The sequence below is a fragment of the Blastomonas aquatica genome (genome assembly GCF_014639875.1).
GTDB lineage: Bacteria > Pseudomonadota > Alphaproteobacteria > Sphingomonadales > Sphingomonadaceae > Blastomonas > Blastomonas aquatica.
The window spans coordinates 687,923-713,158 of the sequence record NZ_BMGD01000003.1; the positions used below are offsets into that span (position 1 = coordinate 687,923).

The following is a 25,236-nucleotide window of genomic DNA, read 5'->3' on the forward strand; positions in this document are numbered from 1 at the left end:
CCGTTTGACTCAGGAGATTTACCGTGGCCAGTGCCCCGACCCTCGACCGCCCCGATTATGTCGTAGCCGACATTGCGCTTGCCGATTTCGGCCGCAAGGAAATCACGATTGCGGAAACCGAAATGCCCGGCCTCATGTCGATCCGCGAAGAGTATCGCGGTGAGCAGCCGCTCAAGGGTGCAAAGATCACCGGATCGCTGCACATGACGATCCAGACCGCCGTGCTGATCGAAACGCTGGTGGACCTCGGCGCTGAAGTTCGCTGGGCCACCTGCAACATCTATTCGACCCAGGACCACGCCGCTGCTGCGATCGCCGCGCAGGGCATTCCAGTTTTTGCCATCAAGGGTGAGAGCCTCGAAGAGTATTGGGAATACGTCGATCGTATCTTCGACTGGGGCGCTGAAGAAGGCGAAACCTGCAACCTGATCCTCGACGATGGCGGCGATGCCACCATGTTCGCGCTCTGGGGTGCACGCGTCGAAGCAGGCGAAGAGCTGTTCACGCCTTCGAACGAGGAAGAAGAGTTCTTCGTCAAGATCCTGAAGCGTCGTCTGGCCCAGTCGCCGGGTTACCTCACCAAGACCGTGCAGAACATCAAGGGCGTTTCGGAAGAAACCACCACCGGCGTGCACCGCCTGTATGACCTCGCCAAGAAGGGCAAGCTGCCTTTCCCCGCGATCAACGTCAACGACAGCGTCACCAAGTCGAAGTTCGACAACAAGTACGGCTGCAAGGAATCGCTGGTTGACGGCATCCGTCGCGGTACCGACGTGATGATGGCCGGCAAGGTCGCTGTCGTGTGCGGCTATGGCGATGTCGGCAAGGGTTCGGCAGCATCGCTGCAGGGCGCCGGCGCCCGCGTTATCGTGACCGAAATCGATCCGATCTGCGCGCTTCAGGCGGCAATGGACGGCTTTGCGGTGCAGACGCTGGAAGACGTCGTCGCCACCGCTGACATCTTCGTCACCACCACCGGCAACAAGGACGTCATCACCCTCGAGCACATGCGTGCGATGAAGGACATGGCGATCGTCGGCAACATTGGTCACTTCGACAATGAAATCCAGATCGGTGCGCTGGAAAACATGAAGTGGACCGAGATCAAGCCGCAGGTCGACATGATCGAGTTCCCCGGCGGCAAGCGCATCATCATGCTGTCGAAGGGCCGTCTGCTCAACCTCGGCAACGCCACCGGTCATCCCAGCTTCGTGATGTCGGCCAGCTTCACCAACCAAGTGCTGGCGCAGATCGAATTGTTCAAGGGTGCCAACAAGTACGAGAACCAGGTCTACGTTCTGCCCAAACACCTCGACGAGAAGGTCGCGCGGCTTCACCTCGAAAAGCTTGGCGTCAAGCTGACCGAACTGACCAAGGAACAGGCCGAATATATCGACGTGTCGGTCACCGGTCCGTTCAAGAAGGACGAATATCGCTACTGATGCGGGTCTCCTGCTTCGGCGGGATGCAAAATCACAAAAGCCCGCTTCGCATCGCGCGAGGCGGGCTTTTTAGTTTCCGTGCGCTTGCTTCGGTCCGCCTCTCCCTTGATGGGAGAGGCAGCGAGACTTGGTGGCTTTGCCGCCTAGTCGAAGCGGTGAGGGTGATGGTGCGTCCAGGTGCCGCCGGGCAATCCGGAGAGATCACCCCCACCCAACCATCCCCCTTCAAGGGGGAGGGCTCTAGCGCATCGTTGCAACCCTGCCCGGTCCCCTGCGCAGGCAGGGGCCCATCTCCGGATCGTCGTGCCGGGTGAGGGGGAAGAAGATGGGTCCCCGCCTTTGCGGGGATCCGGAAAGAGAAGATGCAGCATCGCTGCGTTTCCTCAACTCGTCGCGCTACCCGTCTTTTTCCGATTGCGCTCGGGCGCAGCGGGGCTAGCGTAAGCGTATACGAAAAACATTCCGGGGAACGTCACCATGAAAGCTATGCATCTGTCCGCCGCCATCGCGGCGCTGGCTTTGTCCATGCCTGCTGTCGCGCAGGACAAACCTGCCGCCTGGGACATCAACGCGCCGCCGATGAAGACCCGCAATATCCCGATCAAGGTCGATGAAGGCACCTGGATCAATGTCGACGTCAGCCCAGATGGCAGCACCATCGTGTTTGATGTGCTGGGCGATATCTACACGATGCCGGTCGGCGGTGGCAGCGCACGGCGGATCGCCGAAGGCCTGGCGTTCGACACGCACCCGCGCTTCTCGCCCGACGGCAGCCGTATCGCGTTTACATCCGATCGCGGCGGCGGTGACAACATCTGGATCATGAACGCCGACGGCAGCAACAAGCGCCAGCTGACCAAAGAGACCTTCCGGCTGCTCAACAACCCCAGCTGGAGCCCCGACGGCCAGTATATCGTTGCGCGCAAGCACTTCACGACCGGGCGCTCGCTGGGCACCGGGGAGCTGTGGCTGTATCACGTCAGCGGTGGCACCGGCGTGCCGTTGGTAAAGCGACCGAACGAACAGCACCAGAAGGAGCTGGGCGAACCCGCCTTTTCGCACGATGGCGCAAGCATCTATTACAGCAAGGATGCGACCGGGGGGCCGATCTTCGCTTATGCGCAGGACAGCAACAGCCAGCTGTTCGTCATCGAACGTTATGACATGGCGACCGGCAAGGTTGAGCGGATTACCGGTGGACCCGGCGGCGCGGCGCGTCCCGAGCCATCGCCCGATGGCAAGTATCTTGCGTTCGTCCGCCGCGAGCGCGCTAAATCGAAACTCTATATTCGTGATCTGACCAGCGGCGAAGAACGCAAGGTCTATGATCAGCTCGACCAGGACGTGCAGGAAACCTGGGCGGTGCACGGGGTTTACCCCAACATGGGCTGGACCCCCGACAGCCTGAAGCTGGTCTTCTGGGCAGGCGGCAAGATCCGCACGATCGATGTCGCCGGTGGCACCGATACCGTGGTGCCCTTCAGCATTGCCGATTCGCGCACGATCATCGACCCGATCCGCCCGCAAAAGCCGGTCGCGCCCGATACCGTGGCGGTCACCATGCCGCGCTTTGCCAGCATCTCGCCTGATGGCAGCCGCATGGTGTTCGAAGCGCTGAGCAAGCTGCACACTCAACCCGCCGCGGGCGGCGCAGTCGCCCCGCTGATCAGCAACGGTGGTACCGATTTCGAGCTCTTCCCTGCCTATTCGCGCGATGGCAGCCAGATTGTCTATGTCAGCTGGGATGACACCCGGCTGGGCGAACTGCGTGTGGTCGGCGCTGGCGGCGGCGAGGCCCGCACGATCAGCACGCAGCCGGGGCACTATCGCCGCCCCCAATTCTCGCCCGATGGACAAAACATCGTCTTTGAAGCGGGCGGCGGGGGCGGCCTCACGTCCGATAGCTGGGGCGGGTCTTCGGGCATATACCGGCTTGACCTGGCCAGCGGCGAGAGCAAGCGGATCGCCAACGAGGGCGAGGAACCGCATTTCGGCGCAACGTCGGACCGCGTGTATTTCAGCAAGCCGATCGCCGGGAAAATGGCACTGGTCAGCACCGATCTCAACGGCGAGGCCGAGCGCACGCATGCCAGCGGCGAACTGGTCAGCGCTTATGCATTGTCGCCTGATGGCAAAACGCTCGCCTTCCGCCAGAACTATGCCGCCTATGTCATGCCATTCATGGCGGGCGCGGTTGATCTTGGCGCAGGCAAGGGTGGCGGTGCGCTGCCTGCAGTCCAGGTCAGCGAAGGCGGAGCGACCTATCTGCAATGGAGCCATGGCGGTCAGCGGCTGAACTGGTCGCTCGGGCCCACGGTCTATTCGGCAGAGGTTGCGCGCGCGATCGGAGCAGGCCCAGCGGCCAAAACCGACGCCAAGTTTGCCGCGCCCAAGACCGGCGTCGCGATCAACGTCAGCGTACCTGCTGACAAGCCCACCGGCACTGTCGCCTTCACCAACGCCCGCATCGTTACCATGGCCAGCGATGATGGCGGTGTGATCGAGAACGGAACCGTGGTGGTCCGCGATAACCGGATCCTCGCTGTCGGTGCAAATGTCGCGGTTCCCGCCGGTGCGCAGACCGTCGATCTGGCAGGCAAGACGATCATTCCTGGGCTGGTCGATGCGCACGCGCATGGTCCGCAAGGCCAGGACGACCTGATCCCGCAGCAGAACTGGAACGCTGTCGCGCATCTCGCGCTCGGCGTTACGACGATCCATGATCCTTCCAACCGGGCGTCCGAGGTGTTTCCCGCTGCCAGCTATCAGCGGATCGGCAAGTACCTTGCCCCGCGAATCTTCTCGACCGGGGAAATCGTCTACGGTGCAAAAGCTGCTGGGGTCTATGCCGAGATCGACAGCCTCGCCGATGCCCGCGCGCACACCAGCCGGTTGAAGGCGCAGGGTGCGCACAGCGTCAAGAACTACAACCAGCCCAGGCGCGACCAACGCCAGCAGGTTGTCGCAGCGTCGCAGGCGGACAATCTGGCCAGCGTCGCCGAGGGTGGATCGCTGTTCGGGATGGACATGACAATCATCGCCGATGGCAACACCACGCTGGAGCACAACATCCCCCAGGAACGGCTGTACGAGGATGTCCGCAGCTTCTTCTCGCAGACCAGGGTCGGTTACACGCCCACCTTGGTCGTGACCTATGGCGGCCCAGCAGGCGATCCATATTGGCGCAGCCACACCGATGTGTGGAACCATCCGATTTTGAGCAAGCATGTCCCCCGCCGCAGGCTGGAGGCCACGACCGTGCGCCGTGAAATCGCGCCGGAAGAGGATTACTCCGATACCTGGTCGGCGCGTGAAGCGGCCGAACTGGCCAAGCGCGGGGTGCCTGTCGGCATCGGTGCGCATGGGCAGGAAGAGGGACTTGCCTCGCACTGGGAGCTGTGGAGCTTCGTCAAGGGCGGCATGACGCCGATAGAGGCGTTGCGTACCGCGACCATCAGCGGCGCGCGCTCGCTGGGCTTCGATAAGGATATCGGTTCGATCGAGGCGGGCAAGCTTGCCGACATGGTGGTCATCGATGGTGATCCGGTCACCGACATCCGCCAGTCCGACAAGATCACGCATGTCATGCTCAATGGGCGGCTATACGAGGTGCCGACGATGAATGAGACGGTGACCGGCACCGCGACCCTGAAGAAGTGGTACTGGGAGAAATAACCAAAATCCTCCCCGAAACGGGGAGGGGGACCGCAAAGCGGTGGAGGGGAGGCGGGATTGCGCGCCGATTGATCGGATGAGCGCGCACGCTTCCCCTCCGTCTCGCCTTTGGCGAGCCACCTCCCCTGAAGGGGGAGGATCAAATGTTAGGTTTGGCCATTTTGCGCAGCCAACAAATTGAGCTACGGCCATCAGCGATGAAGCGGGTGCATTCCAACGAACAATATCGGGCGATTCGGCCATGATGATCGGCAACGGCAGCCTGCTGGTCGTCGCTCTGGTATTTGCCGCGTGGACCGCCGCGGCGATCTGGGCGTTGGTCACGGGGCTTCAGATGCGCCGAGCCGCGGGCACAGCGCGGCGTCAATTGCGCAGGCTCACCCGGTTGATCGAATCCGGCCCGGCTATCCCGCTGATCGTGCGATCGGACTCGCGGATCGAGGGGCCAGAAAAGGTCGCCCGCTGGCTGGGTCTCGCCAAGCTGCCACCCTATCTTTCCGAGCTTGCGCAAGAGGGCAGAGGGTTGTCGCGCGAGGCGCTAGATGCGCTGGGGATCCAGATCACCACCGCGCAGAAAAGCGGCGCGCCGTTCGCGACCGCGATCACCGCGTTGGGATCGAACCGGCAGCTGCGGATCGAGGGTAAGCTCGCCGATCCGCAGACGATCGCGCCGGGCGCGGTGCTGCTGTGGTTGTATGATGCGACTGAGAGCGAGACCCGGATGGCGGCCTTGGTCGAGGCCGAAGCCGAAGCGAAACGCGCATTCGATGCGCTGTCGGGGCTGATCGAGGCCGCGCCGGTCCCGATGTGGTTCCGCCGCGAGGATCTGTCGCTGCTGCTGGTCAACACCGCCTATGTCCGTGCGGTCGGTGGACAGGACGCCGCCGAAGTTGTGCAGGCCGGGCAGGAGCTGGTCGAAACCATCGACGGCCTGACCCCGATGGCGGTCGCCGCCCGCGCGATCGAAAGCAACGCGCCTTCGAGCCGCACCGTCACCACCACCATCGCGGGGACACGGCGCGCGATGGAGATCGTCGACCTGCCCATCAAGGGGCGCGGTGTCGCTGGCTATGCGATCGACGTCCATGATCTGATCCTGGCGCGGCAGGCGACTGACCGGTTCCGTGATGCGCAACGCGATATGCTCGACAACCTGTCCGCCGGTGTCGCGCAGTTCGATGCCCAGCGCCGGCTGATCTTCGTCAACCAGCCGTTCGTGCGGATGTTCGCATTGAAGCCGCAATGGCTGCAGGACGGGCTGGAGTTCGAGCGACTGATCGACCGGATGCGCGAGGCAGGCCGCGTTCCCGAGGTCCGCGACTTCCCCGTCTGGCGCGATGAAAAGCGCGAATGGTTCCATTCCGCCGATCCCAAGGAAGAGGTCTGGCTGCTCACCGATGGCACCCATCTGCGCGCGATTGCCCAGCCGACGCCCGACAATGGCCTGTTGCTGGTGTTCGAGGATCGCACCGAGCAGGTGCAACTGGCGAGCGCGCGTGACACTTTGCTGCGGGTGCGCACTGCGACCTTCAACAATCTGTTCGAGGCGTTGGCGGTGTTCACCTCCGATGGCCGCCTGCATTTGTGGAACACCCGCTTTGGCGCGGTGTGGGATGTCGAGGAGGGCGTGCTCGCGCAGCATCCGCGCGCCGACGAACTGCTCAAGGCAATCGCTCCCCGGCTCAAGCGCCCTGCGCAGATTTCCGCGCTGCGCGAGGTGATCCGCGCCGCTACGCTCGACCGCGTCCAGCGCGCGGGGCAGTTGGTGATGAAGGATGGCCGGGTATTCGATTTTGTCGGCATCCCGCTGCCTGATGCCAGCGCGCTGTTCACCATGATCGACGTGTCCGACGCCAAGAAGATGGAAGACGCGCTGCGCGAGCGCAACGAGGCGCTGGTCGAAGCCGACGCGATCAAGACGCGGTTCCTCGCCAATATGAGCTATGAATTCCGTACCCCGCTGACCTCGATCGGCGGCTTTGCCGAGCTGCTCGCCAGCGGGGTCGCAGGGCCCCTGTCCGATCAGGGGCAGGACTATGCCAAGGCGATCATCGATTCGGTCGAGCGGCTGTCGGCGCAGATCAACATGGTGCTCGATCTCAGCCAGAGCCAGGCAGGCACGCTGCCGCTCAAGCTCGAGCCGACCGATATCGGTGCGTTGCTGGTCGATGTCGCCAAGAGCGCGTCGGGACTGGCGGGGGGACGCAACATCTCGCTCGAGCTAGACGTCAATGGTGGCCCGGGCAGCGCCGAGGTCGATCGCGCGCGGTTTGGCCAGGCGATTGCGGCGGTGGTCGATAACGCGCTGCGCTATACGCAGGAGGGCGGCCGGGTGCTGCTGCTGGGCGATCGTTTCCGCAGCAAATTGCGGATCGTGGTTTCGGACAATGGTCCCGGGCTCGATGCCCGGGCACAGGCGCGCGCGCTCGATGGCGTGCTGCAGGCCGATGAGGCAGGCGGCAAGCCGGTGCAGAAGCGTTCCGGACTTGGGCTGCCGCTCGCGCGCAATCTGATCGAGGCGCATGGCGGGCGGATGGAGCTGATGAGCGAACCCGGCGCGGGTACCATCGTCACCATCCTGATGCCATGACAATTCGGATCGCATCGTTGGAGGCCATGCAGGCGGTGGGCGCTGCACTGGCCGAGGTCGCACGGCCCGGCGATGTCATTGCGCTGTCGGGTGATCTGGGAGCGGGCAAATCGACATTGGCGCGGTCTATACTCGCTGCACTCGGTTTTGCAGGCGAAGTGCCCAGTCCGACATTCGCGCTGATCCTTCCCTATGACCCGCCCGAGGTGCGAATTCCGGTGATCCATGCCGATTTTTACCGGCTCGACGGCGCGATGGAGCTTGACGAACTGGGGCTCGACGCAGGCGATCCCGCGCTGTTGATCGCCGAGTGGCCCGAGCGGGTTGGCGGGCTTGCCGGACCCGATACGCTGGAATTGCGGATCGAGGGCACCGCTGCTAGCGAGCGCGCGGTAATTGCGCGTGCCGGGGCCAACTGGCAGGCGCGCTGGCAGCAGATTGCAGGTGGTGTGACTTGAACGAACGAGATTCGGTGATCCGGGCTTTTGCCGAAAATGCGGGCTGGGGCGCGGCGGAAATCGCACCGATCCCCGGTGACGCATCGTTTCGCCGTTATTTCCGGCTGATCGAGGCCGATCGCCGGGCTATCCTGATGGATGCACCGCCGCCTGAGGAGGACCCGCGCCCGTTCCTCGATGTTGCACGGTATCTGACCGCACAAGGCCTGCGGGCACCCGAAATCCTCGCGGCTGACGCGGCGACAGGGCTTGTGCTGCTCGAGGACTTCGGCGATGTCCGCATGCGCGAGACCGTCGATGCATCCGACGCGGACACCGAGCGTGCGATCTATGCCAGAGCCCTCGAAACGCTGGCACATCTGCACGATCGCCCGGCAGCGATCGTTCCTTTGTATGATCGCGCGGTGTATCAGCGCGAAGTCGGGCTGCTTACCGAATGGTACTGCCCCGCGCGCGGGCTGGACATCGATGCCGATGGCTATGTCCGTGCCTGGGACAAGGTGCTTGATGCGATGGACCCTTCCGCACCGCACGTGACGGTTCTGCGCGATTATCATGCCGAAAACATCATGCTGCTCGACAATGGCGGGCAGGGGTTGCTCGATTTTCAGGACGCGTTGGTTGGCGACCCTGCCTATGACCTCGTCTCGCTGCTGCAGGATGCGAGGCGCGATGTATCGCCTGCGCTGGAGGCCGAGATGATCGAGGCGTACCGTGCGCTGGCGAACCCGGCATATGATTTCGATACCGCTTATCACGTTCTCGGCGCGCAGCGGAATGCCAAGATCGTCGGCATTTTCGTGCGGCTTTGGAAGCGCGACGGCAAGCCGCGTTATCCGCTGATGATCCCCCGCGTATGGGCCGCGATGGAGCGCGATCTGAAGCATCCTGCGCTATCCCCCGTCGCGGCCTGGTTCGATGCCAACATCCCGGCGGAGCTTCGTGACCCCGCAGGGACGCTGGGCGGCGAGTTCGCCTTGTGAGCGGAAGCGCGCCTTTCGCCCGCACGGCGATGGTCATGGCCGCAGGGCTGGGCAAGCGGATGCGTCCGCTGACCATCACCACGCCCAAGCCGCTGGTCCGGGTTGGCGGCAAGCCGTTGATCGACCATGTGATGCAGCATCTTGGCGCGGCCGGGATGCAACGGGTGATCGTCAACGTGCATTACCTTGCCGATGCGCTCGAGGCGCATCTGAAGGCGCGCGATTATCCGTTCGAACTGATGATCTCGGACGAGCGCGACCTGCTGCTCGAAACCGGCGGCGGTCTGGTCAAGGCGCTGTCGATGATCAACGAGGATCCGTTCTTCTGCCTGAACAGCGACAATATGTGGCTGGAAAGCGCGCGCTCGTGCTTTGACGAGCTTCGCGCCGCGTGGGACGATAGCCAGATGGATGCGCTGCTTTTGCTGGTGCCGCACAGCCGCGCGGCGAACTATCAGGGTGTCGGCGATTTCCACCTCGACCAGATGGGCCGCATCATCCGGCGCCGTCCGGGCCGGGTCGCGCCGTATATCTATACCGGCATCCAGTTGCTCTCGCGGCGGCTGCTGACAGGCGCGCCCGAGGGGGCGTTTTCGACCAACTTGCTGTGGAACCGGGCTATTGCAGCAGACCGCCTGTACGGTGTCGTGCATATGGGCCAGTGGTTCGATGTCGGCACCCCCGGCGCGATCGGCCCGACCGCAGAGGCCCTGTTGAATGCCTGATCGGGTGCGGACCAGCGTTTATGCCATCGGGGCGCAGCGAGGGTTTGCGGATGTTCTGGCGAGCGGGCTGCTCGGCCGGTTTGGCAAGGACCCGATGGCGCTGGCGCGGGTCACATTGCTGATTCCCAACCACCGCGCGGGCCGCGCAATCACCGAGGCACTGGTGCGCCATGCCGCCAATGGCCTGCTGCTGCCGCGCATGGCACTGATCGGCGATCTCGACCTCGACGAGAGCCTGGGCGCGTTGCTCGATCCGCTGGGCGAGGGGGAGGTAATCCCGCCTGCGGTCGATCCGCTTGAGCGTCGCTTCCGTCTGGCCGCAATCATCGCGCGCGAGGGTGCACGCCGTCCCGGCGCGCAGGACCCGGCCGAGGCACTGCGGCTGGCGAACGAATATGCCCGCGTGCTCGATCAGTTGCAGGTCGAGGAAAAGACGCTCGATCAGCTCGACGCGGTCGATGTCGAAGCGGACCTGGCCGACCATTGGGCGCAGGCGCGCGACCTGTTCCTGCGCGTCGGCAGAGCCTGGGCGCTGGAACTGGCAGCCGAGGGCAAGCTTGACCCCGCCGAGCGCCGCAACCGGTTGCTTCGCAAGACGGCGGAGCACTGGCAGGCGAGCCCGCCTGCGGCTCCCGTGATTGCTGCGGGGATCACCACATCGGCTCCGGCAATCGCGCGATTGCTGCGCAGCATTGCGCATATGCGTCAGGGCAGGGTGGTGTTGCCCGGGCTCGATCTGGAGATGGACGCGCCGCTATGGGAGGCGATCGGCGAACCGGTTCCCGTGACCAAACCCGGCGAAGCGCCACCTGCCGAACGACCAGCGATCACCCACCCGCAATACCACCTCAAGCAGCTGCTCGGCGTGATGAGCGTCAGCCGCGCCGAGGTCGAGCCCTGGCTGCCAGAGCCGAAGACCGGACTGGTCGCCGACCGGGCACGATTGCTGCGCAGCATTCTCCTGCCTGCGCGGCTGAGTGACCGCTGGGTGACTCTGCCTGCAGCCGATCGTCGCACCAAGGGCATCCGCATTATCGAGGCTGCCGATCCTGACGAGGAAGCGCAGACGATCGCGCTGCTGGTGCGTCAGGCGCTCGATGTGCCCGCACGCCGTGTGGCCATCGTCACCCCTGACCGAACGCTGGCCGCGCGCATAATCGCGCATCTCAAGCGCTGGAATGTTGAAGCGGACGACAGCGCGGGCGAGGCACTGCCGGTCACCCCGCCGGGGCGTTTCCTGCTTGCGATCGCCAATTGTCTCGCGGATGATTTCGCGCCTGTGGCATTGCTCGATCTGCTCAAGCACCCGCTGGCACAGGCAGGTGATGGACGGCTCGGCTGGCTCGAGCACGTCCGCGCACTCGATATGCGGTTGCGCGGTCCGCGCCCTGCGCCGGGGCTCACTGGGATCGATGCGAGCATCGGCAAGCCCGAACTGCGTGCGTGGTGGGAAGGGACCAAAGCGCTGCTCGCTCCGATCGCCCGTTTCCCGCGCGATCCGCAGCCGCTGTCCAGTGTCATCGAGGCGGTTGTTGCCACCGCCGATGCGTTGAGCAATCAGGCAGTATGGAACGGCATTGCGGGGCGGTCTGCCTCCGATCTGATCCAACAACTGCTTGCGCGATCTACCAGCCATGATCCGCTGGTCACACCGGCCCAAGCCGTCACGATCCTGTCGCGGCTGATGGCCGAGAAGGCGGTTCGCCCACCGTTCGGCAAGCATCCGCGTGTCGCGATCTATGGTCTGCTTGAAGCAAGGCTGCAAAGCTCCGACCTCGTCATCTGCTCCGGATTGAACGAAGGCGTCTGGCCACAGATCCCGTCACCCGATCCGTGGCTGGCACCAATGGTGCGCAACGCTTTGGGGCTGCCGCCGCTGGAGATGCGGGTTGGTTTGGCGGCGCAGGACCTTGCCGGTGCGCTCGCTTCGCCCGAAGTCGTGCTGACCCGTGCGATGCGCGATGGCAGCGCGCCGACGGTCGCCTCGCGCTTTCTGCTGCGCTTGCAGGCTGTCGCATCGGGCAAGGATATGGAAGATCCCGACGCGCTGGCATTGGCGCGCGCGCTTGATCGCCGGATGCCCAAGGTCAGCATCGACAAGCCCGCACCGCGTCCCTCTCGATCGCAACGCGCGGTCAAGCTGTCGGTCACCGAACTCGACCGGCTGCGCGCGGACCCGTTCGCTTTCTATGCCAAGCGCATCATGGCGTTGCGCTCGCTCGACCCGATCGATGCTGAGCCCAGCGCGGCGTGGCGCGGGATACTGGTCCATGAAATCCTCGAGCTGTGGCACAAGCATGATCATCTCGATCCGGTCGCGCTGGTTCCGCGCGCCAACCAGTTCCTCGCCAAGGCCAACGTCCACCCGCTGATCAAGGCGCTGTGGCGGCCACGGCTGGTCGCAGGCCTTGAATGGGTGGTGCAGCAGACGCTTGCCCATGCCGAAGCGGGTCGCCGGATGATCGATGCCGAACGCAGCGGCAGCATGCTGGTCGATGGGGTAAAGATCTCGGGCAAGGCCGATCGGATCGACCGGATGCCCGACGGAACGCTGGTGGTGGTCGATTACAAGACCGGCAAACCGCCCTCGGCGGCGCAGGTGCAGACTGGCTTTGCGTTGCAGCTCGGACTGCTCGGTATGATCGCCCAGCGCGGCGGGTTCAACGAGGACCCCCAGCTTCCCCCGATCAGCGGGACCGCGAGCGATTTCGAATACTGGTCGCTGACGCGGCACAAGGATAGCGACACCGGTTTCGGATATGTCGATAGTCCGGTGTTGAAGGGCCGCAAGAAAAGCGGGCTTCCGGCAGATCAGATTATCCCCACCAGCGAGCAATTTTTGCGCGAGGCACTGGCCAACTGGATCATGGGTGATGCGCCGTTCGAGGCCAAATTGGTTCCCGACCATGCGCTGTACACCGAATATGATCAACTGATGCGGCTGGCCGAATGGTATGGCCGCCAGGGAGCGCGAGCATGAACGGCGGTCCCTCCAGCCTGCATCCGCTGCATGGCGATCAGGCACTGGCGGTGTCGCCAGCCGATCAGGTATGGCTCAGCGCGTCTGCAGGCACCGGCAAGACGCAGGTGCTGACCGCACGCGTCTTCCGTCTGCTGCTCGAGCCCGGGGTCAATCCCGATGCGATCCTGTGTCTGACCTTCACCAAGGCGGGCGCCAGCGAGATGGCGAACCGCATAAATGCGCAGCTCGCCGCCTGGGTGCGTATGAGCGACACCGCCTTGGGGTCCGACCTGCGCTGCATCGGAGCGCCGGTCGATCCCGATACGCTGGTGCGCGCACGCCGTCTGTTCGCGCGCGTGCTCGATGCACCGCAGGGGGGCCTGCGCATCCAGACGATCCACAGCTTCTGCCAGTCGTTGCTCGCCAGCTTCCCCGAAGAGGCAGGGCTTACGCCTGGCTTCCGCCCGATCGAGGACCGCGACCGGGTACAACTGGCGCGCGATACGCTGGGCGCAATGCTGGTCGAGGCCGCGCGCAACAGCGATACCCGGCTCTCCGACAATCTCGAAGCGATGAGCCTGCGTCTCGGGGCCGAGTCAACCGAGAAGTTCCTGATGCGCTGTGCGGCCAAACCCGACGCGATGGACGTGCTGAAGGGTGATATCCGCCCCTACATCAACGCTGCTCTTGGCCTGAAGCGCGACGAGGATGGCGGCGATCTTGCCCGGCTGTGCAGCGACAGCCTGTTCGATATCGACAATCTGGAAGCGCTGCAGGACAGCAACCTCCGGTGGGGCACCGCGACGGGCGCGAAGGTCGCCGAAAACATTCAGACCTGGCTCGACATGGATGATGATGAGCGGCTCGAGCATCTCGATCTTGTCTGGCTGACGGTCGCCAAGGCCGATGGCGACCCGCGCAAATGGTCGACCTTTTCCGTCAAGATCGACCCTGATTATGTATACAAGGCCGAAAGCCTGTATTCCGACCTGTCGGCGCTCAAGGAGCATATCGCGCTGATCGGCTTTGCCGGCGACTATGCGCGGGCGCTTGAAGTCGGGCGGGCGTTTGCGTGGAGCTTTGCCGAAGCCAAGCGGCAGGCCGGCCTGCTCGACTTCGACGATCTGATCCGCGCGGCGGCGGATCTGCTGTCCGGACGCACGATGGCGCAGTGGATCGCCTTCAAGCTCGACCAGCGCTTCGACCATGTGCTGGTCGATGAGGCGCAGGACACCAACCCCAGCCAGTGGGCGATCGTCAACGGGCTGATCGCGGATTATTTTGCCGGGATGGGCAGCAAGGCCGACCGCTTCCGCACGCTGTTCACGGTAGGCGATTTCAAGCAGGCGATCTTCGGCTTTCAGGGTACCAGCCCGCAATATTACGCCGCCGCCCGGCACCGGATCGGCACGTTTGCGCGCGATGCCGGCCAGGCATTCCTCGACCTCAGCCTCGACCGCAGCTTCCGCTCGACTCAGCCGGTGCTGGATCTGGTCGATGCGGTGCTGGGTGATTTGGGACCGGCCGCGCTGGGCATTACCGATGACGCGCTCCCGCTCCACGAAGGACGCACCGGGCCGGGCGTGGTCGAGCTTTGGCGACCGGTCGGCGAAAGCTTCGAGGACGAAGCAGAGTCCGAGGTGGAAGGCTCCGAAGAATGGCTGTCGGGCGCGGAGCTTCAATTCGCGCATCAGCTTGCCGAACGGATTGCGCGCTGGCTGGATCCGGCTTCGCCGCAGCGGCTATGGCTGGCGCGGCGTTCGGATGGGAGCGCGGGCTGGGCCGGCGCGGGCGATATCATGATCCTGCTGCGGCGGCGCGGTGATCTGGCCTCGCTCATCGTTGCGCGGCTGTACGCAGCCGGGGTTCCTGTTGCGGGCATCGACCGGCTAAGGCTGGGCCAGCCGCTGGCGGTGCAGGATCTGGTCGCGGCGATCCGCTTTGCGCTGCAACCGCTCGATGATCTTACCTGCGCGGCATTGCTGGTCTCGCCCTTGTGCGGGTGGACGCAGGAAGAGTTGCTGCAGTACGGCCATCGTCCGGACAAGCGCGCCTTATGGCCGCACCTGCGCGATCAGGCGCGCGACGATCCGGCGTTGCTTTCGCGGCTCGATACGCTCTATGCGTTGCTCGGCATGGCGGATTTCGGCACCGCGTATGATTTCCTCGAGCAGGTGCTGACCGGTCCCGTCCAAGGCCGCGCGCGTCTGGTCGCGCGATTGGGTGAAGAGGCGCTCGACCCGATCGCCGAGCTGCTTTCGCTGGCACAGAAGTTCGCGGCCAGCCATGACGGCGGGCTGCAGGCGTTTCTTCACTGGTTCGATGCGGGCGACGAGGAGATCAAGCGAGAGCTTGCCGGGCAGTCCGACATGGTTCGTGTGATGACGGTGCACGGCTCCAAGGGCCTGCAGGCACCAATCGTGATTCTGGCCGACGCGTGTGTCGATCCCACCCGCAAGGTGGACAGCAGCTTTGACTGGCCGGTCGAGATCGTTGGCGCCGATGCCAGCTTCAGCCTGCCGGTCTACAGCCTGCCCAAGGCCGAGCGGGTCGGGCTATTGGCCGATGCGCACGAGGCAGCGCGCGAGGCCGATATGGAGGAGCACTGGCGGCTGCTCTATGTCGCGATGACCCGCGCTGCCGAAAGGCTGTACATCGGCGGGACCCTGGGGCGCCGCGCCAAGGAACCACCCGAGCTCAGCTGGTACGCCGCGATCGAGCGCAGCTTCATGGCGCTCGGCTGCGACTGGGTCGATCCGGGCGACGGCGCCTGCCGCATCTACGGCACTGGCGAAGTCGCGGCACCCGGCCCGCAGGTCTCTCTCGCTTTCGATACCACTCGATCGATAACGCTGCCCGATTGGGCGCTGACCGCTGCCGCGCCCGAGCAGCGCCCGCCGAGCCCGCTGGCGCCATCTTCGCTGGGCAAGGACGATGCCGCCAGCCCGCCGGTCTTCGGGCCGGACCTTGCCAAGGCGGCGCAGCGCGGGCTGATCATGCACAGCCTGTTCGAGCGTCTGCCCGCCGTCGCCCCCGATCAACGCCGCGAAGCTGCGCGGCGTTGGCTGGCGAGCCAGCACGGCATTGGCGATGGTTCCGAGGCTGGCGAGATCATCGATGCGGTCAGCGCGGTGATCGATCATCCCGAATGGGCGGACATCTTCCACGCGGACGCTCTTGCCGAGGCGCCGATCGCGGCGGTGGTGGGTCTCAACGTGGTCACCGGGACCGTCGACCGCTTGCTGATCGAGCCCGACCGGGTGCTGGTGGTCGATTTCAAGACCAGCCGCCGCCCGCCCAGCAGCCTCGAGCAATTGCCGGTCGCGCATGTCCGGCAGATGGCAGCCTATGTCGCGGCGCTGCGATTGATCTTCCCCGGGCGCGCGGTGCAGGCGGGGTTGCTCTATACGGCAACGCCACAGCTGTTCATGCTGCCCGAAGCCTTGCTGGCCGCGACGAAGCTGGACTAACGGGCGGCACACGAATAGTTGCAGGTTCACGCCTTGAGCGGGCTGCCTGCCGCGCTTACATTCCAGACCAAGTGATGAACCTGGATTCAGGTTTCGAAAAAGGAGTTACCCCCGATGGCCACCACTGCAATCAGCGATGCAAGCTTCGATGCCGATGTGCTGAAATCCGACAAGCCCGTTCTGGTCGATTTCTGGGCCGAATGGTGCGGCCCCTGCAAGATGATCGGCCCCGCTCTCGAAGAGATCAGCGAAGAGCTGGCGGGCCAGGTCACCATCGCCAAGATCAATATCGACGACAACCCTGATGCACCCGCCAAATACGGCGTGCGCGGAATCCCCACCATGATCCTGTTCCACAATGGCCAGATCGTGGAGACCAAGGTCGGCGCCGCTCCCAAGAGCGCGCTCAAGAGCTGGCTGGAAGGCGCACTTCCCGCTTAACCCAATATCGCCGCCGCCTCATCCCACAACCGGGGTGAGGCGGCGGCGATCATTCCAGTGCGGCGGTCGCCGGGCAGATAGCGCGATCCGTCGAGCCGCGCGGCCTTGCCGCCGGCCTCCTCGACAAACAACACACCTGCGGCATGGTCCCAGGGGAGCGTGCGCTCGAACAGCGTCACGTCGTTCTGGCCCAGCACCAGCCGGGGATATTGCTCGGCTGCACAGCGGGGAATGTCGACAAGTCGAAACCTGCCTTCGGATGCGCGGGTGATCGCGCTGCGGCGTGGTTCCTCGATGAACAAGGTCGAGATCGCCGCAACGGGCAGCGGCTCGCCGCTCTCGCGCGCGGTCACCGGTGCATCGTTGATGAACGCGCCTCCGCCACGCACCGCGTGGCACATGCGATTGGCCAGCGGATCGTAAATCCAGCCTGCCACTGTCTCGCCGCCTTCGATCAAAGCGATCAGGATGCCGAATGGCGGGCGCCCGTGCGCATAGTTATGGGTGCCGTCGATCGGGTCGATGATCCACGCGACGCTGTCATTGACGCGTTCGATCAATGCCGGGTTGGCCTCGACCCCCTCCTCGCCGACAATGCTGGCATCGGGCAGGATCGCCGCCAGACCCGCACTCAACCGCCGCTCGCTTTCCTTGTCTGCGACTGTCACCAGATCGCCGGGCGTCTTTTCGCTGATCTGCGCTGACGACAGCTGCTGATAATGGTGCAGCACGACATCGCGCGCGACAGTGCGGATCAGGTCGGCGACGGGCGTATAGAGCGTGTGCATTTCCATCAGCTCCGGTAATCGGCGTTGATCGAGATGTAGCCGTGGGTGAGGTCACAGCTCCACACCGTGGCGCGACCCTTGCCGATCCCGAGATCAGCCTCGACCAGAATATCCTGTCCCCTGAGATGGGCAGCAACCGGGGCCTCGTCATAGCCTTCGACCACGACGCCCTGGGCTGCGACCTCGACCCCGCCGAAGCGGATCGACAGCAAGTCGCGTTCAGCAGGTTCGCCGGCCTTGCCGACCGCCATCACGACACGGCCCCAGTTGGCGTCCTCACCTGCGATCGCGGTCTTCACCAGCGGCGAGTTGGCAATGCTGAGCGCGATCCGGTGCGCGCTGTCGTCGGATGCCGCGCCGGTGACGCGCACTTCGATGAACTTGGTCGCACCCTCGCCATCGCGGACCACCAGATGCGCAAGCTGGCGGCACAGATCGGCGAGCGCCGCGGCAAACGCATCCGTGCCAATGCTGTCCATCGTCTCCAGCCGGGGGTGATCGGCCTGGCCGGTGGCGAAGGCGAGCACGGTGTCGCTGGTCGAGGTGTCGCTGTCGACGGTGATGCAGCTGAAGGTGGTGCGGTTAGCCGCGCTCAGCATTTGCTGGAGCAGCGCAGGCGCGATGCTGGCATCGGTGAAGATATAGCCGAGCATCGTTGCCATGTCCGGCGCGATCATGCCCGATCCCTTGATCACGCCGACCAGATCGACACGATGGTCGCCGATCATCGCGCTGGTGGTCGCGGCCTTGGCAAAGGTGTCGGTGGTACCGATCGCGTCGGTCAGGTCGCGCCAGCTGCAGGGTGACGCTGCGAACGCAGCCTCGAGACCGGCACGGGCCTTGTCCTGCGGCAGGGGAACGCCGATCACGCCGGTTGCGGAGACGAACACTTCATGTGCGGAACAGGCCAGCTGTGCCGAGACCGTGTCGACGACCATCTGCACGGCAGCGCGGCCCTTGCCGCCGGTGAACGCATTGGCGTTGCCCGCGCTGACGACCAGTGCGCGGGCGCTGCCCAGCGACAGCGCGCTGCGGCACCATTCGACTTCGGGCGAGGGGCACTTGCTGGTGGTGGTGACGCCTGCGACCGACGTGCCGGGCGCCAGCTCGACAAAGCTCAGGTCACACCGATCCCACGCCTTGTAGCGCGCGCGCGCGACACGGGGCATCACTCCGGCAATCGCCGGAAGTTCGGGGAAGGGGAGCGCGAGCGGCGAAACGGTATGGGACATGGTGTAATCCAGATAGCGAACACTGCGCCCGGCACTAAACCCGTTTTCGGTGCACGCAAGCGTTTTGCCCCGATGACCGGCGGGTGGTATCTGGATCTGAATAAATCAAGCTCTTGGTGCGGGCGGTGGGACTCGAACCCACACTCCTTGCGGAACCGGATTTTGAGTCCGGCGCGTCTACCATTCCACCACGCCCGCCAAGAGCGGCAGCCTATAACGGGTCGGAAAATTCCTGCAACCCGCAAAAGCTGCCGCTGATAGGCTTTGCAATCAAAGCTTCAAGTCGCGCTCGATCGCCTTCTTGGTCGCGTTGCCGTAAGGCGGCAGGAAGCCAGCGAGCTTGGCGACATCGATCCGCGGCTGGCTGTAGATCGATTTGGCATGGCTGAAGGTACGGAAGCCATCGAGCCCGTGATACGCGCCCATGCCCGAGGGGCCGACACCACCAAACGGCAGGTCTTCCATCGCGACATGAAAGATCGTGTCGTTGAGCGTCACGCCACCCGACACGGTGCGATCGGTGACCTTCTTCGCCTCGGCTGCGTCTTCGCCGAAATAATACAGCGCCAAAGGACGGTCGCGCCCGTTGACGTAGTCGATTGCCTCATCGACGGTCGAATAGGTCTTGATCGGCAGGATCGGACCGAAAATCTCGTCCTGCATCACCTTCATGTCGTCGGTGACGTTGCGCAGGATGTGCAGCGGCATCTTGCGGCTGTTGGCGGACTTGAAATCCTCGCCTGCAGGATTGACCTCGATCACCTCTGCGCCTTTCTCGCGCGCGTCGTCGAGATAGCCGCTAAGGCGCTCATGATGCCGCTCGTTGACCACCGCGGTGTAATCATCGTTAGTCAGCAGCGTCGGGTACAAGGTGCTTGCCGACTGCTTGATATTGTCGATGATCTCGCTCTCGTCCTCGCGCGGCACATAGAGGTAATCGGGCGCGATGCAGATCTGTCCGGCATTGAGCATCTTGCCCATGGTGACACGCTGCGCGGCCCTGGCCTTGTCCGCCCCGCGACCAATAATCGCAGGCGACTTCCCGCCGAGCTCCAGAGTGACCGGCACAAGGTTATTTGCGGCGGCGCGCATGATGTGGTGGCCGACACTGGTCGCGCCGGTAAACAGCAGATGGTTGAACGGCAGTTCCGAAAACGCCTTGCCCACATCAGGGCCGCCAGTGAAAAATGCGACTTCGCTGGCGTCGAAAAACTGGGGGCCAAGCTCGGCGAGCAGGTTCGATGTATTTTCGGTAAATTCGCTGTTCTTGATCATCACCCGGTTGCCGGCAGCCAATGCTCCGATGGCAGGGGTCAGGCACAGCTGAATCGGGAAGTTCCACGGCGCGATGATGCCGACCACGCCCAGCGGCTGATATTCAACGCGCGCACGGGCACCCAGGATGCCGAGCGGAAATTGAACAGGGCGCCGTTCCGACTTGGCCCAATTGTCCATATGCTTGAGCGCATGGCGCCCGCAATTGAGCACGCTGACAATGTCGGTCATCTTGGACTGGTCGGCGCTGCGATGACCGAAATCCTCGCTCATCGCGGCGACCAGAGCATCGGCATTGTCATGCACCAGCTTCATGATACGCTTGATCCGGTCCTTGCGGACCGACATCGGCACGGGAAGCTCTGCCAGAAACGCAGCCTTTTGCCGGTCAAGAACGTCGCTGAGATGGTCAGCCTGCAAGGGGGCGTCGGTCTTGGTCGCCATTTATCATCTCCCGGTATCGTTGTCGTTTTGCCACGAATGGCGTGATCGGTTGCGTACTCAAATGGCATTCGGCAAAGAGCGCACGTGCCCGAACGCGCCTTATTTTGTCGGCGTCAGCTTGAGCAGTCGCCCCTTCGAGCCACGAGCGCCATCTTCCAGCACCCAGATCGCACCATCCGGTCCTTGCTCGACCTCGCGGATACGGCCTTCCATGGTGAAATTGTCGGCCATTGCAGCATTCTCGCCATCAAGCTTTACGCGAACCAGCGCCTGACCGCTCAGTGCACCGATGAAGGCGCTGTTCTTCCACGCGGGAAACATGTCCCCGGTATAGATCATCAGGCTGCTGGGCGAAATCACCGGGGTCCAGAACACCTTGGGCGGCACAAAACCGTCTTCGGGGGAATGATCGGGAATGTCACGTCCGTCGTAATGAACGCCGTTCGAAACCTTGGGGTAGCCATAATTGGCGTTGCGCTTGACCAGGTTGAGTTCGTCGCCGCCCTTGGGGCCCATTTCCGAGTTCCACAGATTGCCTGCGCTATCGAAAGCCAGGCCCAGCGGATTGCGATGGCCATAAGACCAGATCTGCGCCTTGATGCGGCCCTGATCGTACATCGGATTGTCCGAAGGGATACCTCCGGTCGGCGTCAGACGGATGATCTTGCCCAGGTTCTGGTCAAGGTCCTGCGCAGGATCGAACTTCTGCCGCTCGCCCGACGAGATGTACATCATGCCATCGGGACCGAAGGCAATTCGGTGGCCGTAATGGCCCTTGCCGCTGACCTTGGGCTCCTGCCGCCAGATAACCTGCATGTCAGTCAGGCTAGCGTTGCCATCGGCAGCCATCACCATCTTGGCGCGCGCAACCGCAGCGCCGCTGGTATCGCCTTCACCCTTTTCGGCGAAGCTGAGATAGACATAGCCGTCGTTGGTGAAGTCGGGCGAAAGCACGACATCTCCAAGGCCGCCCTGGCCACCATAAGCGACATCCGGAGTGCCGGTCACGTCAACCATCGCAGGCTTGCCGTCGGCGCCAAAGGTCACGAGCTTGAGAACACCTTTCTTCTCGGTGACCAGCGCGCGGCCATCGGGAAGGAAGGTCATCGCCCAAGGCTCATCAAAAGTGGCAATGCTTGCTGTTTCGAAGGGCGGACGGTCCACAGGCGAGATTGCCGCGACTTCGTTCGCCGCGTCGCCATTGGCCACGGCTTCCTCGCTGCTGGTGCACGCAATCAGGATGAGCGGCAGCGCTGCGCTCAGGGTCAGTCGGTGCATCAGGTTATCTCCATTTTTCATGATTTTGATCATCGCTATCCGGGTGGCAGATTGCAAACGATTCGGGACCTTCTTGGTGGATCGGTCCGCTTGATGGGGTGGCGCTGCTTGCGAACGCAAGGGCCTTACGGCAAAGACGCACGATGACCCAATCCGGTTCCCGTACTTTGCCTAAATCGCTTCGATCTTCGATGCCCTTTCCGTCGGTTGCGGGGGTTGATGAAGCGGGCAGGGGGCCGCTGGCGGGACCTGTGGTAGCCGCTGCAGTCATCCTGTGCCCCGACGGGATCGTGGGCCTTGCCGACAGCAAGGTGCTGAGCGCTGCAAAACGCGCGCGGCTGGAGGCGGAAATCCGCGCGCATTGCGTGTTCGGCATCGGGATCGCGAGTGTCGAGGAGATCGATGCCATCAACATCCTGCAGGCGACCATGCTGGCGATGACCCGTGCGGTCGAGGCGCTGGGGTCAGACCCAGGCGAGGTTCTGGTCGATGGCAACCGGCTGCCCCGTTGGCGCTACAGGGCACAGGCGATCGTCAAGGGCGATGCGCTGCATCCGTGCATCTCGGCAGCCTCGATCATCGCCAAGCAGGAGCGCGACCGGATGATGCGGGCTGCCGCCGCCCAGCACCCGCATTATGGCTGGGAGCGCAACATGGGTTATGGCACCGCAGAGCATCTCGCCGCGTTGCGCGAGCATGGCCCTTGCGGCCTACACCGTCGAAGCTTTGCTCCGGTGGCGCAGGCCGCGCTGCTGTAATGCAATTTTTTTGCAGCCCGAGTCCTTCGAGTCACACCACTAGGCGTTGAGTCTCGACTGGTTAACAAGACTCAACATCTGGATTTGGACTCATTGTGTTCTCTGTTTTTTGAGCTGCGTTAACCATTTTAACACCGGGAAACCTTAGGGTTTTGACCTTGACCGATGGTCGCCAAGGACTCATGCAGGCCCCTGTTCAGGGTCAAATGGGGGGTTGAAAATGGTTCAGGTCGGCGAAATGATGGCGCCAGTGTTGCGGAAGGCCAAGGCGCCCGCACGCGCCAAGCCGATGGTCCGGCCAGAACTGCCACTGGGCCAGATATTGCGCGGCGATTGCATCGAGGAAATGCGCAAGCTTCCCACCGGATCGATCGACATGATCTTTGCCGACCCGCCGTACAACCTGCAGCTGGGCGGCGATCTGTTCCGTCCTGAGGGTGGCCGTGTCGATGCGGTCGACAACGACTGGGACAAGTTCGACACCTTCGCCGCTTATGACCGGTTCACCCGCGAATGGATGACCGAGGCGCAGCGCATCTTAAAGCCCGATGGTTCGATGTGGGTGATCGGCAGCTATCACAACATCTTCCGCGTCGGCGCGACGTTGCAGGACCTGGGCTTCTGGATCCTCAACGACATCGTTTGGCGCAAGGCCAATCCGATGCCCAATTTCCGCGGCACGCGGTTTACCAACGCGCACGAAACGCTGATCTGGGCGTCGCGCGACGAGAAGTCGAAGTACACCTTCAACTATCGCGCGATGAAGACTTTGAACGACGAATTGCAGATGCGCTCGGACTGGGTGATCCCGATCTGCGGCGGCCAGGAGCGGTTGAAGCGCGGCGGAACCAAGGCGCACCCGACGCAGAAGCCCGAGGCGTTGCTGTATCGCATCCTGCTCGCCTGCACCAATCCGGGCGACGTCGTGCTCGATCCCTTCTTCGGCACTGGCACCACCGGCGCAGTCGCCAAGCGTCTGGGCCGCGAATGGATCGGCTGCGAACGTGACGCCACCTATATCGATGTGGCCGAAGAGCGCATCGCTGCCGCGCTGCCGCTCGATGAATCGGGCTTGAAGACGATGCAGTCGCCCAAGAGCCAGCCCCGCGTCGCCTTCGGCACCTTGGTCGAAACTGGGTATATCCAGGTTGGCGCCGTGCTCACCGACAAGGCGCACAAGCACCGCGCGACGGTGCGCGCCGATGGCTCGCTGCTCACCGGGGACTTGACCGGTTCGATCCACAAGATCGGTGCCGAGTTGCAAAACGCGCCGTCGTGCAACGGCTGGACCTACTGGCATATCGAAACCAAGGACGGCCTCAAGCCCATCGATCATCTGCGGCAGACCTATCTGCTCGCCACCGAGCCCTGAGGCGCATGTCCGGCAAAGTCTATGTCCGCCCGGTGGGGCTGGCCGAAAGCCCGCAGACGTTTGCCGGGGCGACCATCCGGCTGGGCAGCAGCCTGGTCTGGTGTCATTTGCTGGCGATCGAGACCTATGACGCTGGCAGGCTGACCGCACGGCGGATCGTCCCGGTCGATGGCTTTGTCGATGCGCTCGAAACGCTGCCGGACGATCAGGCCGAAAGAGCCCGCGTCCAGTTTGCCAACCTGTCGCGCCAACATGCGCCGCTGGCGCTGGGCGAGCGGATGCTGCGGTTCGACCAGCCGCAGGTGATGGGCATATTGAACGTCACCCCCGACAGTTTTTCCGATGGCGGTCGCTTTACCGACGACCCCGCGAGCGCGGCCGACGCCGGCTTTGCCATGCTGACCGCAGGGGCATCGCTGATTGATATCGGCGGCGAATCCACCCGGCCCGATGCGCCTGTGGTGTGGGAGGGCGACGAGATCGCCCGCGTCGTTCCCGCAATCAGCGCGCTGGCGCACAGCGGCGCGATCCTTTCGGTCGATACCCGCAAGGCCTCGGTGATGGAGGCGGCGCTCGAGGCAGGCGCGCATATCGTCAACGATGTCTCGGCACTGCTGTTCGATAGCCGCGCGCTCGATGTCGTGGCGCAGGCCGGATGCCCGGTGGTGCTGATGCATGCGCCATCGCAGGGGCAGAACCCGCACACCGGCCCCGGCTACGGCAATGTCGTGACCGATGTGTTCGACTGGCTCGAGGCGCGCATCGCTGCCGTGATCGCGGCAGGTGTCGCGCGTGACCGGATCATGATCGATCCGGGCATCGGCTTCGGCAAATGTCTCGCAGATAACCTTGCGCTGATCAACGCGTTGCCGTTGTTTCATGCACTGGGCCAGCCGATCCTGTTCGGCGCGAGCCGCAAGCGTATGATCGGTGCCTTGTCCAACGAGGCTCCGGTCGATGCTCGGCTCGGCGGATCGTTGGCATTGGCGCTGAGTGCGATCGGGGCGGGTGCGCAGATCGTCCGCGTCCACGATGTCCCCGAAACTGTGCAGGCGGCGCGCGTATGGCGCGGATTGCGCGATGCCGCCTTGACGATGCCGGGTCTGGGCTGACACACCGGCGGTCATGACCAGCTTCGTTCTCTCGCTCGCCATGCTTACCGCGATGGCGCTCATCGCCGGGGCCATTTTTCTGCTCCGTCGCGGCCAGCGCAAGCAGCCGGTGCTGATGCTGATCCTGGCTGCGGTGATGATCGGCAATGTCGTGATCTGGTCGATCCCGACCGAAGGTGGCAACGCGCTGGTGGACCAAGCGGAATTTCCGACAGACTGACCGCCGCCGTT

The 25,236-nt window shown here is 63.8% G+C and carries 17 protein-coding genes and 1 tRNA gene; 13 read left to right on the forward strand and 5 right to left on the reverse strand.

Annotation, left to right across the window (positions count from 1 at the left end; genetic code table 11):
• Nucleotides 1-23 precede the first annotated feature (23 nt).
• The 9 genes from ahcY (at nucleotide 24) to trxA (ending at nucleotide 16,746) form a co-directional block, all read left to right on the forward strand.
• On the forward strand, nucleotides 24-1,442 hold the full coding sequence (gene ahcY, locus IEW00_RS11120) for an adenosylhomocysteinase (RefSeq protein WP_188514434.1): 1,419 nt from the start codon (nucleotides 24-26) through the stop codon (nucleotides 1,440-1,442).
• Nucleotides 1,443-1,919: 477 nt separating this feature from the next.
• Nucleotides 1,920-5,117: an amidohydrolase family protein gene (locus tag IEW00_RS11125; protein WP_229736983.1), complete on the forward strand. Its 3,198-nt coding sequence runs from the start codon at nucleotides 1,920-1,922 to the stop codon at nucleotides 5,115-5,117.
• 241 nt (nucleotides 5,118-5,358) lie between these two features.
• Nucleotides 5,359-7,707 carry a sensor histidine kinase gene (locus tag IEW00_RS11130; RefSeq protein ID WP_188514435.1) on the forward strand — a complete coding sequence of 783 codons (2,349 nt, stop codon included), beginning with the start codon at nucleotides 5,359-5,361 and terminating at the stop codon, nucleotides 7,705-7,707.
• The gene (tsaE, locus tag IEW00_RS11135; RefSeq protein ID WP_188514436.1) at nucleotides 7,704-8,165 is read left to right on the forward strand and encodes a tRNA (adenosine(37)-N6)-threonylcarbamoyltransferase complex ATPase subunit type 1 TsaE; all 462 of its coding nucleotides are present in this window, start codon (nucleotides 7,704-7,706) and stop codon (nucleotides 8,163-8,165) included. The genes IEW00_RS11130 and tsaE overlap by 4 nt, the downstream gene beginning before the upstream one ends.
• Nucleotides 8,162-9,148 (forward strand): aminoglycoside phosphotransferase family protein, encoded by a 987-nt coding sequence (locus tag IEW00_RS11140; protein ID WP_188514437.1) that lies wholly within the window; start codon nucleotides 8,162-8,164, stop codon nucleotides 9,146-9,148. Before tsaE ends, IEW00_RS11140 begins: the two co-directional genes overlap by 4 nt.
• Before the next feature lie 29 nt (nucleotides 9,149-9,177).
• A complete protein-coding gene (locus IEW00_RS11145; RefSeq protein ID WP_188514438.1) occupies nucleotides 9,178-9,873 on the forward strand; it encodes a nucleotidyltransferase family protein in 696 nt (231 codons plus the stop codon).
• Nucleotides 9,866-12,853: a PD-(D/E)XK nuclease family protein gene (locus tag IEW00_RS11150; protein ID WP_188514439.1), complete on the forward strand. Its 2,988-nt coding sequence runs from the start codon at nucleotides 9,866-9,868 to the stop codon at nucleotides 12,851-12,853. The genes IEW00_RS11145 and IEW00_RS11150 overlap by 8 nt, the downstream gene beginning before the upstream one ends.
• Nucleotides 12,850-16,305, forward strand: a complete 3,456-nt coding sequence (gene addA / locus IEW00_RS11155) for a double-strand break repair helicase AddA (RefSeq protein WP_188514440.1) — start codon at nucleotides 12,850-12,852, stop codon at nucleotides 16,303-16,305. The genes IEW00_RS11150 and addA overlap by 4 nt, the downstream gene beginning before the upstream one ends.
• 114 nt (nucleotides 16,306-16,419) lie before the next feature.
• Nucleotides 16,420-16,746: a thioredoxin TrxA gene (trxA, locus tag IEW00_RS11160; protein ID WP_188514441.1), complete on the forward strand. Its 327-nt coding sequence runs from the start codon at nucleotides 16,420-16,422 to the stop codon at nucleotides 16,744-16,746.
• Here trxA and IEW00_RS11165 read toward each other — a convergent pair.
• The 5 genes from IEW00_RS11165 to IEW00_RS11185 form a co-directional block, all read right to left on the reverse strand.
• Nucleotides 16,743-17,534 carry an inositol monophosphatase family protein gene (locus tag IEW00_RS11165; protein WP_188514618.1) on the reverse strand — a complete coding sequence of 264 codons (792 nt, stop codon included), beginning with the start codon at nucleotides 17,532-17,534 and terminating at the stop codon, nucleotides 16,743-16,745. The two genes, trxA and IEW00_RS11165, sit on opposite strands and share 4 nt — an antisense overlap.
• A gap of 5 nt (nucleotides 17,535-17,539) precedes the next feature.
• Nucleotides 17,540-18,766: a bifunctional glutamate N-acetyltransferase/amino-acid acetyltransferase ArgJ gene (gene argJ, locus IEW00_RS11170; RefSeq protein ID WP_188514442.1), complete on the reverse strand. Its 1,227-nt coding sequence runs from the start codon at nucleotides 18,764-18,766 to the stop codon at nucleotides 17,540-17,542.
• A gap of 114 nt (nucleotides 18,767-18,880) precedes the next feature.
• Nucleotides 18,881-18,964, reverse strand: a tRNA-Leu gene (locus IEW00_RS11175).
• Between the two features lie 72 nt (nucleotides 18,965-19,036).
• Complete coding sequence (locus IEW00_RS11180) at nucleotides 19,037-20,485, reverse strand: coniferyl aldehyde dehydrogenase (RefSeq protein WP_188514443.1); 1,449 nt, start codon at nucleotides 20,483-20,485, stop codon at nucleotides 19,037-19,039.
• Nucleotides 20,486-20,584: 99 nt separating this feature from the next.
• Entirely contained in the window at nucleotides 20,585-21,784 is a 1,200-nt protein-coding gene (locus IEW00_RS11185) for a PQQ-dependent sugar dehydrogenase (protein ID WP_229736984.1), read from the reverse strand.
• 170 nt (nucleotides 21,785-21,954) lie between these two features.
• Between IEW00_RS11185 and rnhB the strand changes: the two genes are divergently transcribed.
• The 4 genes from rnhB (at nucleotide 21,955) to IEW00_RS11205 (ending at nucleotide 25,225) form a co-directional block, all read left to right on the forward strand.
• Complete coding sequence (rnhB, locus tag IEW00_RS11190; RefSeq protein WP_229736985.1) at nucleotides 21,955-22,521, forward strand: ribonuclease HII; 567 nt, start codon at nucleotides 21,955-21,957, stop codon at nucleotides 22,519-22,521.
• 241 nt (nucleotides 22,522-22,762) lie between these two features.
• Nucleotides 22,763-23,893, forward strand: coding sequence for a site-specific DNA-methyltransferase (locus IEW00_RS11195; RefSeq protein WP_373282635.1), 1,131 nt, complete (start codon nucleotides 22,763-22,765; stop codon nucleotides 23,891-23,893).
• A gap of 5 nt (nucleotides 23,894-23,898) precedes the next feature.
• Nucleotides 23,899-25,005, forward strand: a complete 1,107-nt coding sequence (gene folP, locus IEW00_RS11200; RefSeq protein WP_188514446.1) for a dihydropteroate synthase — start codon at nucleotides 23,899-23,901, stop codon at nucleotides 25,003-25,005.
• A 13-nt stretch (nucleotides 25,006-25,018) separates the two neighbouring features.
• The gene (locus IEW00_RS11205; RefSeq protein ID WP_188514447.1) at nucleotides 25,019-25,225 is read left to right on the forward strand and encodes a hypothetical protein; all 207 of its coding nucleotides are present in this window, start codon (nucleotides 25,019-25,021) and stop codon (nucleotides 25,223-25,225) included.
• Nucleotides 25,226-25,236: the final 11 nt, after the last annotated feature.

What these genes read in the sequence shown, in the direction of transcription:
- IEW00_RS11125 (WP_229736983.1), top strand. Translation starts at nt 1,920, where the DNA reads ATGAAAGCTATGCATCTGTCCGCCGCCATCGCGGCGCTGGCTTTGTCC.
- IEW00_RS11130 (WP_188514435.1), top strand. Translation starts at nt 5,359, where the DNA reads ATGATGATCGGCAACGGCAGCCTGCTGGTCGTCGCTCTGGTATTTGCC.
- tsaE (WP_188514436.1), top strand. Translation starts at nt 7,704, where the DNA reads ATGACAATTCGGATCGCATCGTTGGAGGCCATGCAGGCGGTGGGCGCT.
- IEW00_RS11145 (WP_188514438.1), top strand. Translation starts at nt 9,178, where the DNA reads ATGGTCATGGCCGCAGGGCTGGGCAAGCGGATGCGTCCGCTGACCATC.
- IEW00_RS11150 (WP_188514439.1), top strand. Translation starts at nt 9,866, where the DNA reads ATGCCTGATCGGGTGCGGACCAGCGTTTATGCCATCGGGGCGCAGCGA.
- addA (WP_188514440.1), top strand. Translation starts at nt 12,850, where the DNA reads ATGAACGGCGGTCCCTCCAGCCTGCATCCGCTGCATGGCGATCAGGCA.
- trxA (WP_188514441.1), top strand. Translation starts at nt 16,420, where the DNA reads ATGGCCACCACTGCAATCAGCGATGCAAGCTTCGATGCCGATGTGCTG.
- IEW00_RS11165 (WP_188514618.1), bottom strand. Translation starts at nt 17,534, where the DNA reads ATGCACACGCTCTATACGCCCGTCGCCGACCTGATCCGCACTGTCGCG.
- argJ (WP_188514442.1), bottom strand. Translation starts at nt 18,766, where the DNA reads ATGTCCCATACCGTTTCGCCGCTCGCGCTCCCCTTCCCCGAACTTCCG.
- IEW00_RS11180 (WP_188514443.1), bottom strand. Translation starts at nt 20,485, where the DNA reads ATGGCGACCAAGACCGACGCCCCCTTGCAGGCTGACCATCTCAGCGAC.
- IEW00_RS11185 (WP_229736984.1), bottom strand. Translation starts at nt 21,784, where the DNA reads ATGAAAAATGGAGATAACCTGATGCACCGACTGACCCTGAGCGCAGCG.
- rnhB (WP_229736985.1), top strand. Translation starts at nt 21,955, where the DNA reads ATGCCCTTTCCGTCGGTTGCGGGGGTTGATGAAGCGGGCAGGGGGCCG.
- IEW00_RS11195 (WP_373282635.1), top strand. Translation starts at nt 22,763, where the DNA reads ATGGCGCCAGTGTTGCGGAAGGCCAAGGCGCCCGCACGCGCCAAGCCG.
- folP (WP_188514446.1), top strand. Translation starts at nt 23,899, where the DNA reads ATGTCCGGCAAAGTCTATGTCCGCCCGGTGGGGCTGGCCGAAAGCCCG.
- IEW00_RS11205 (WP_188514447.1), top strand. Translation starts at nt 25,019, where the DNA reads ATGACCAGCTTCGTTCTCTCGCTCGCCATGCTTACCGCGATGGCGCTC.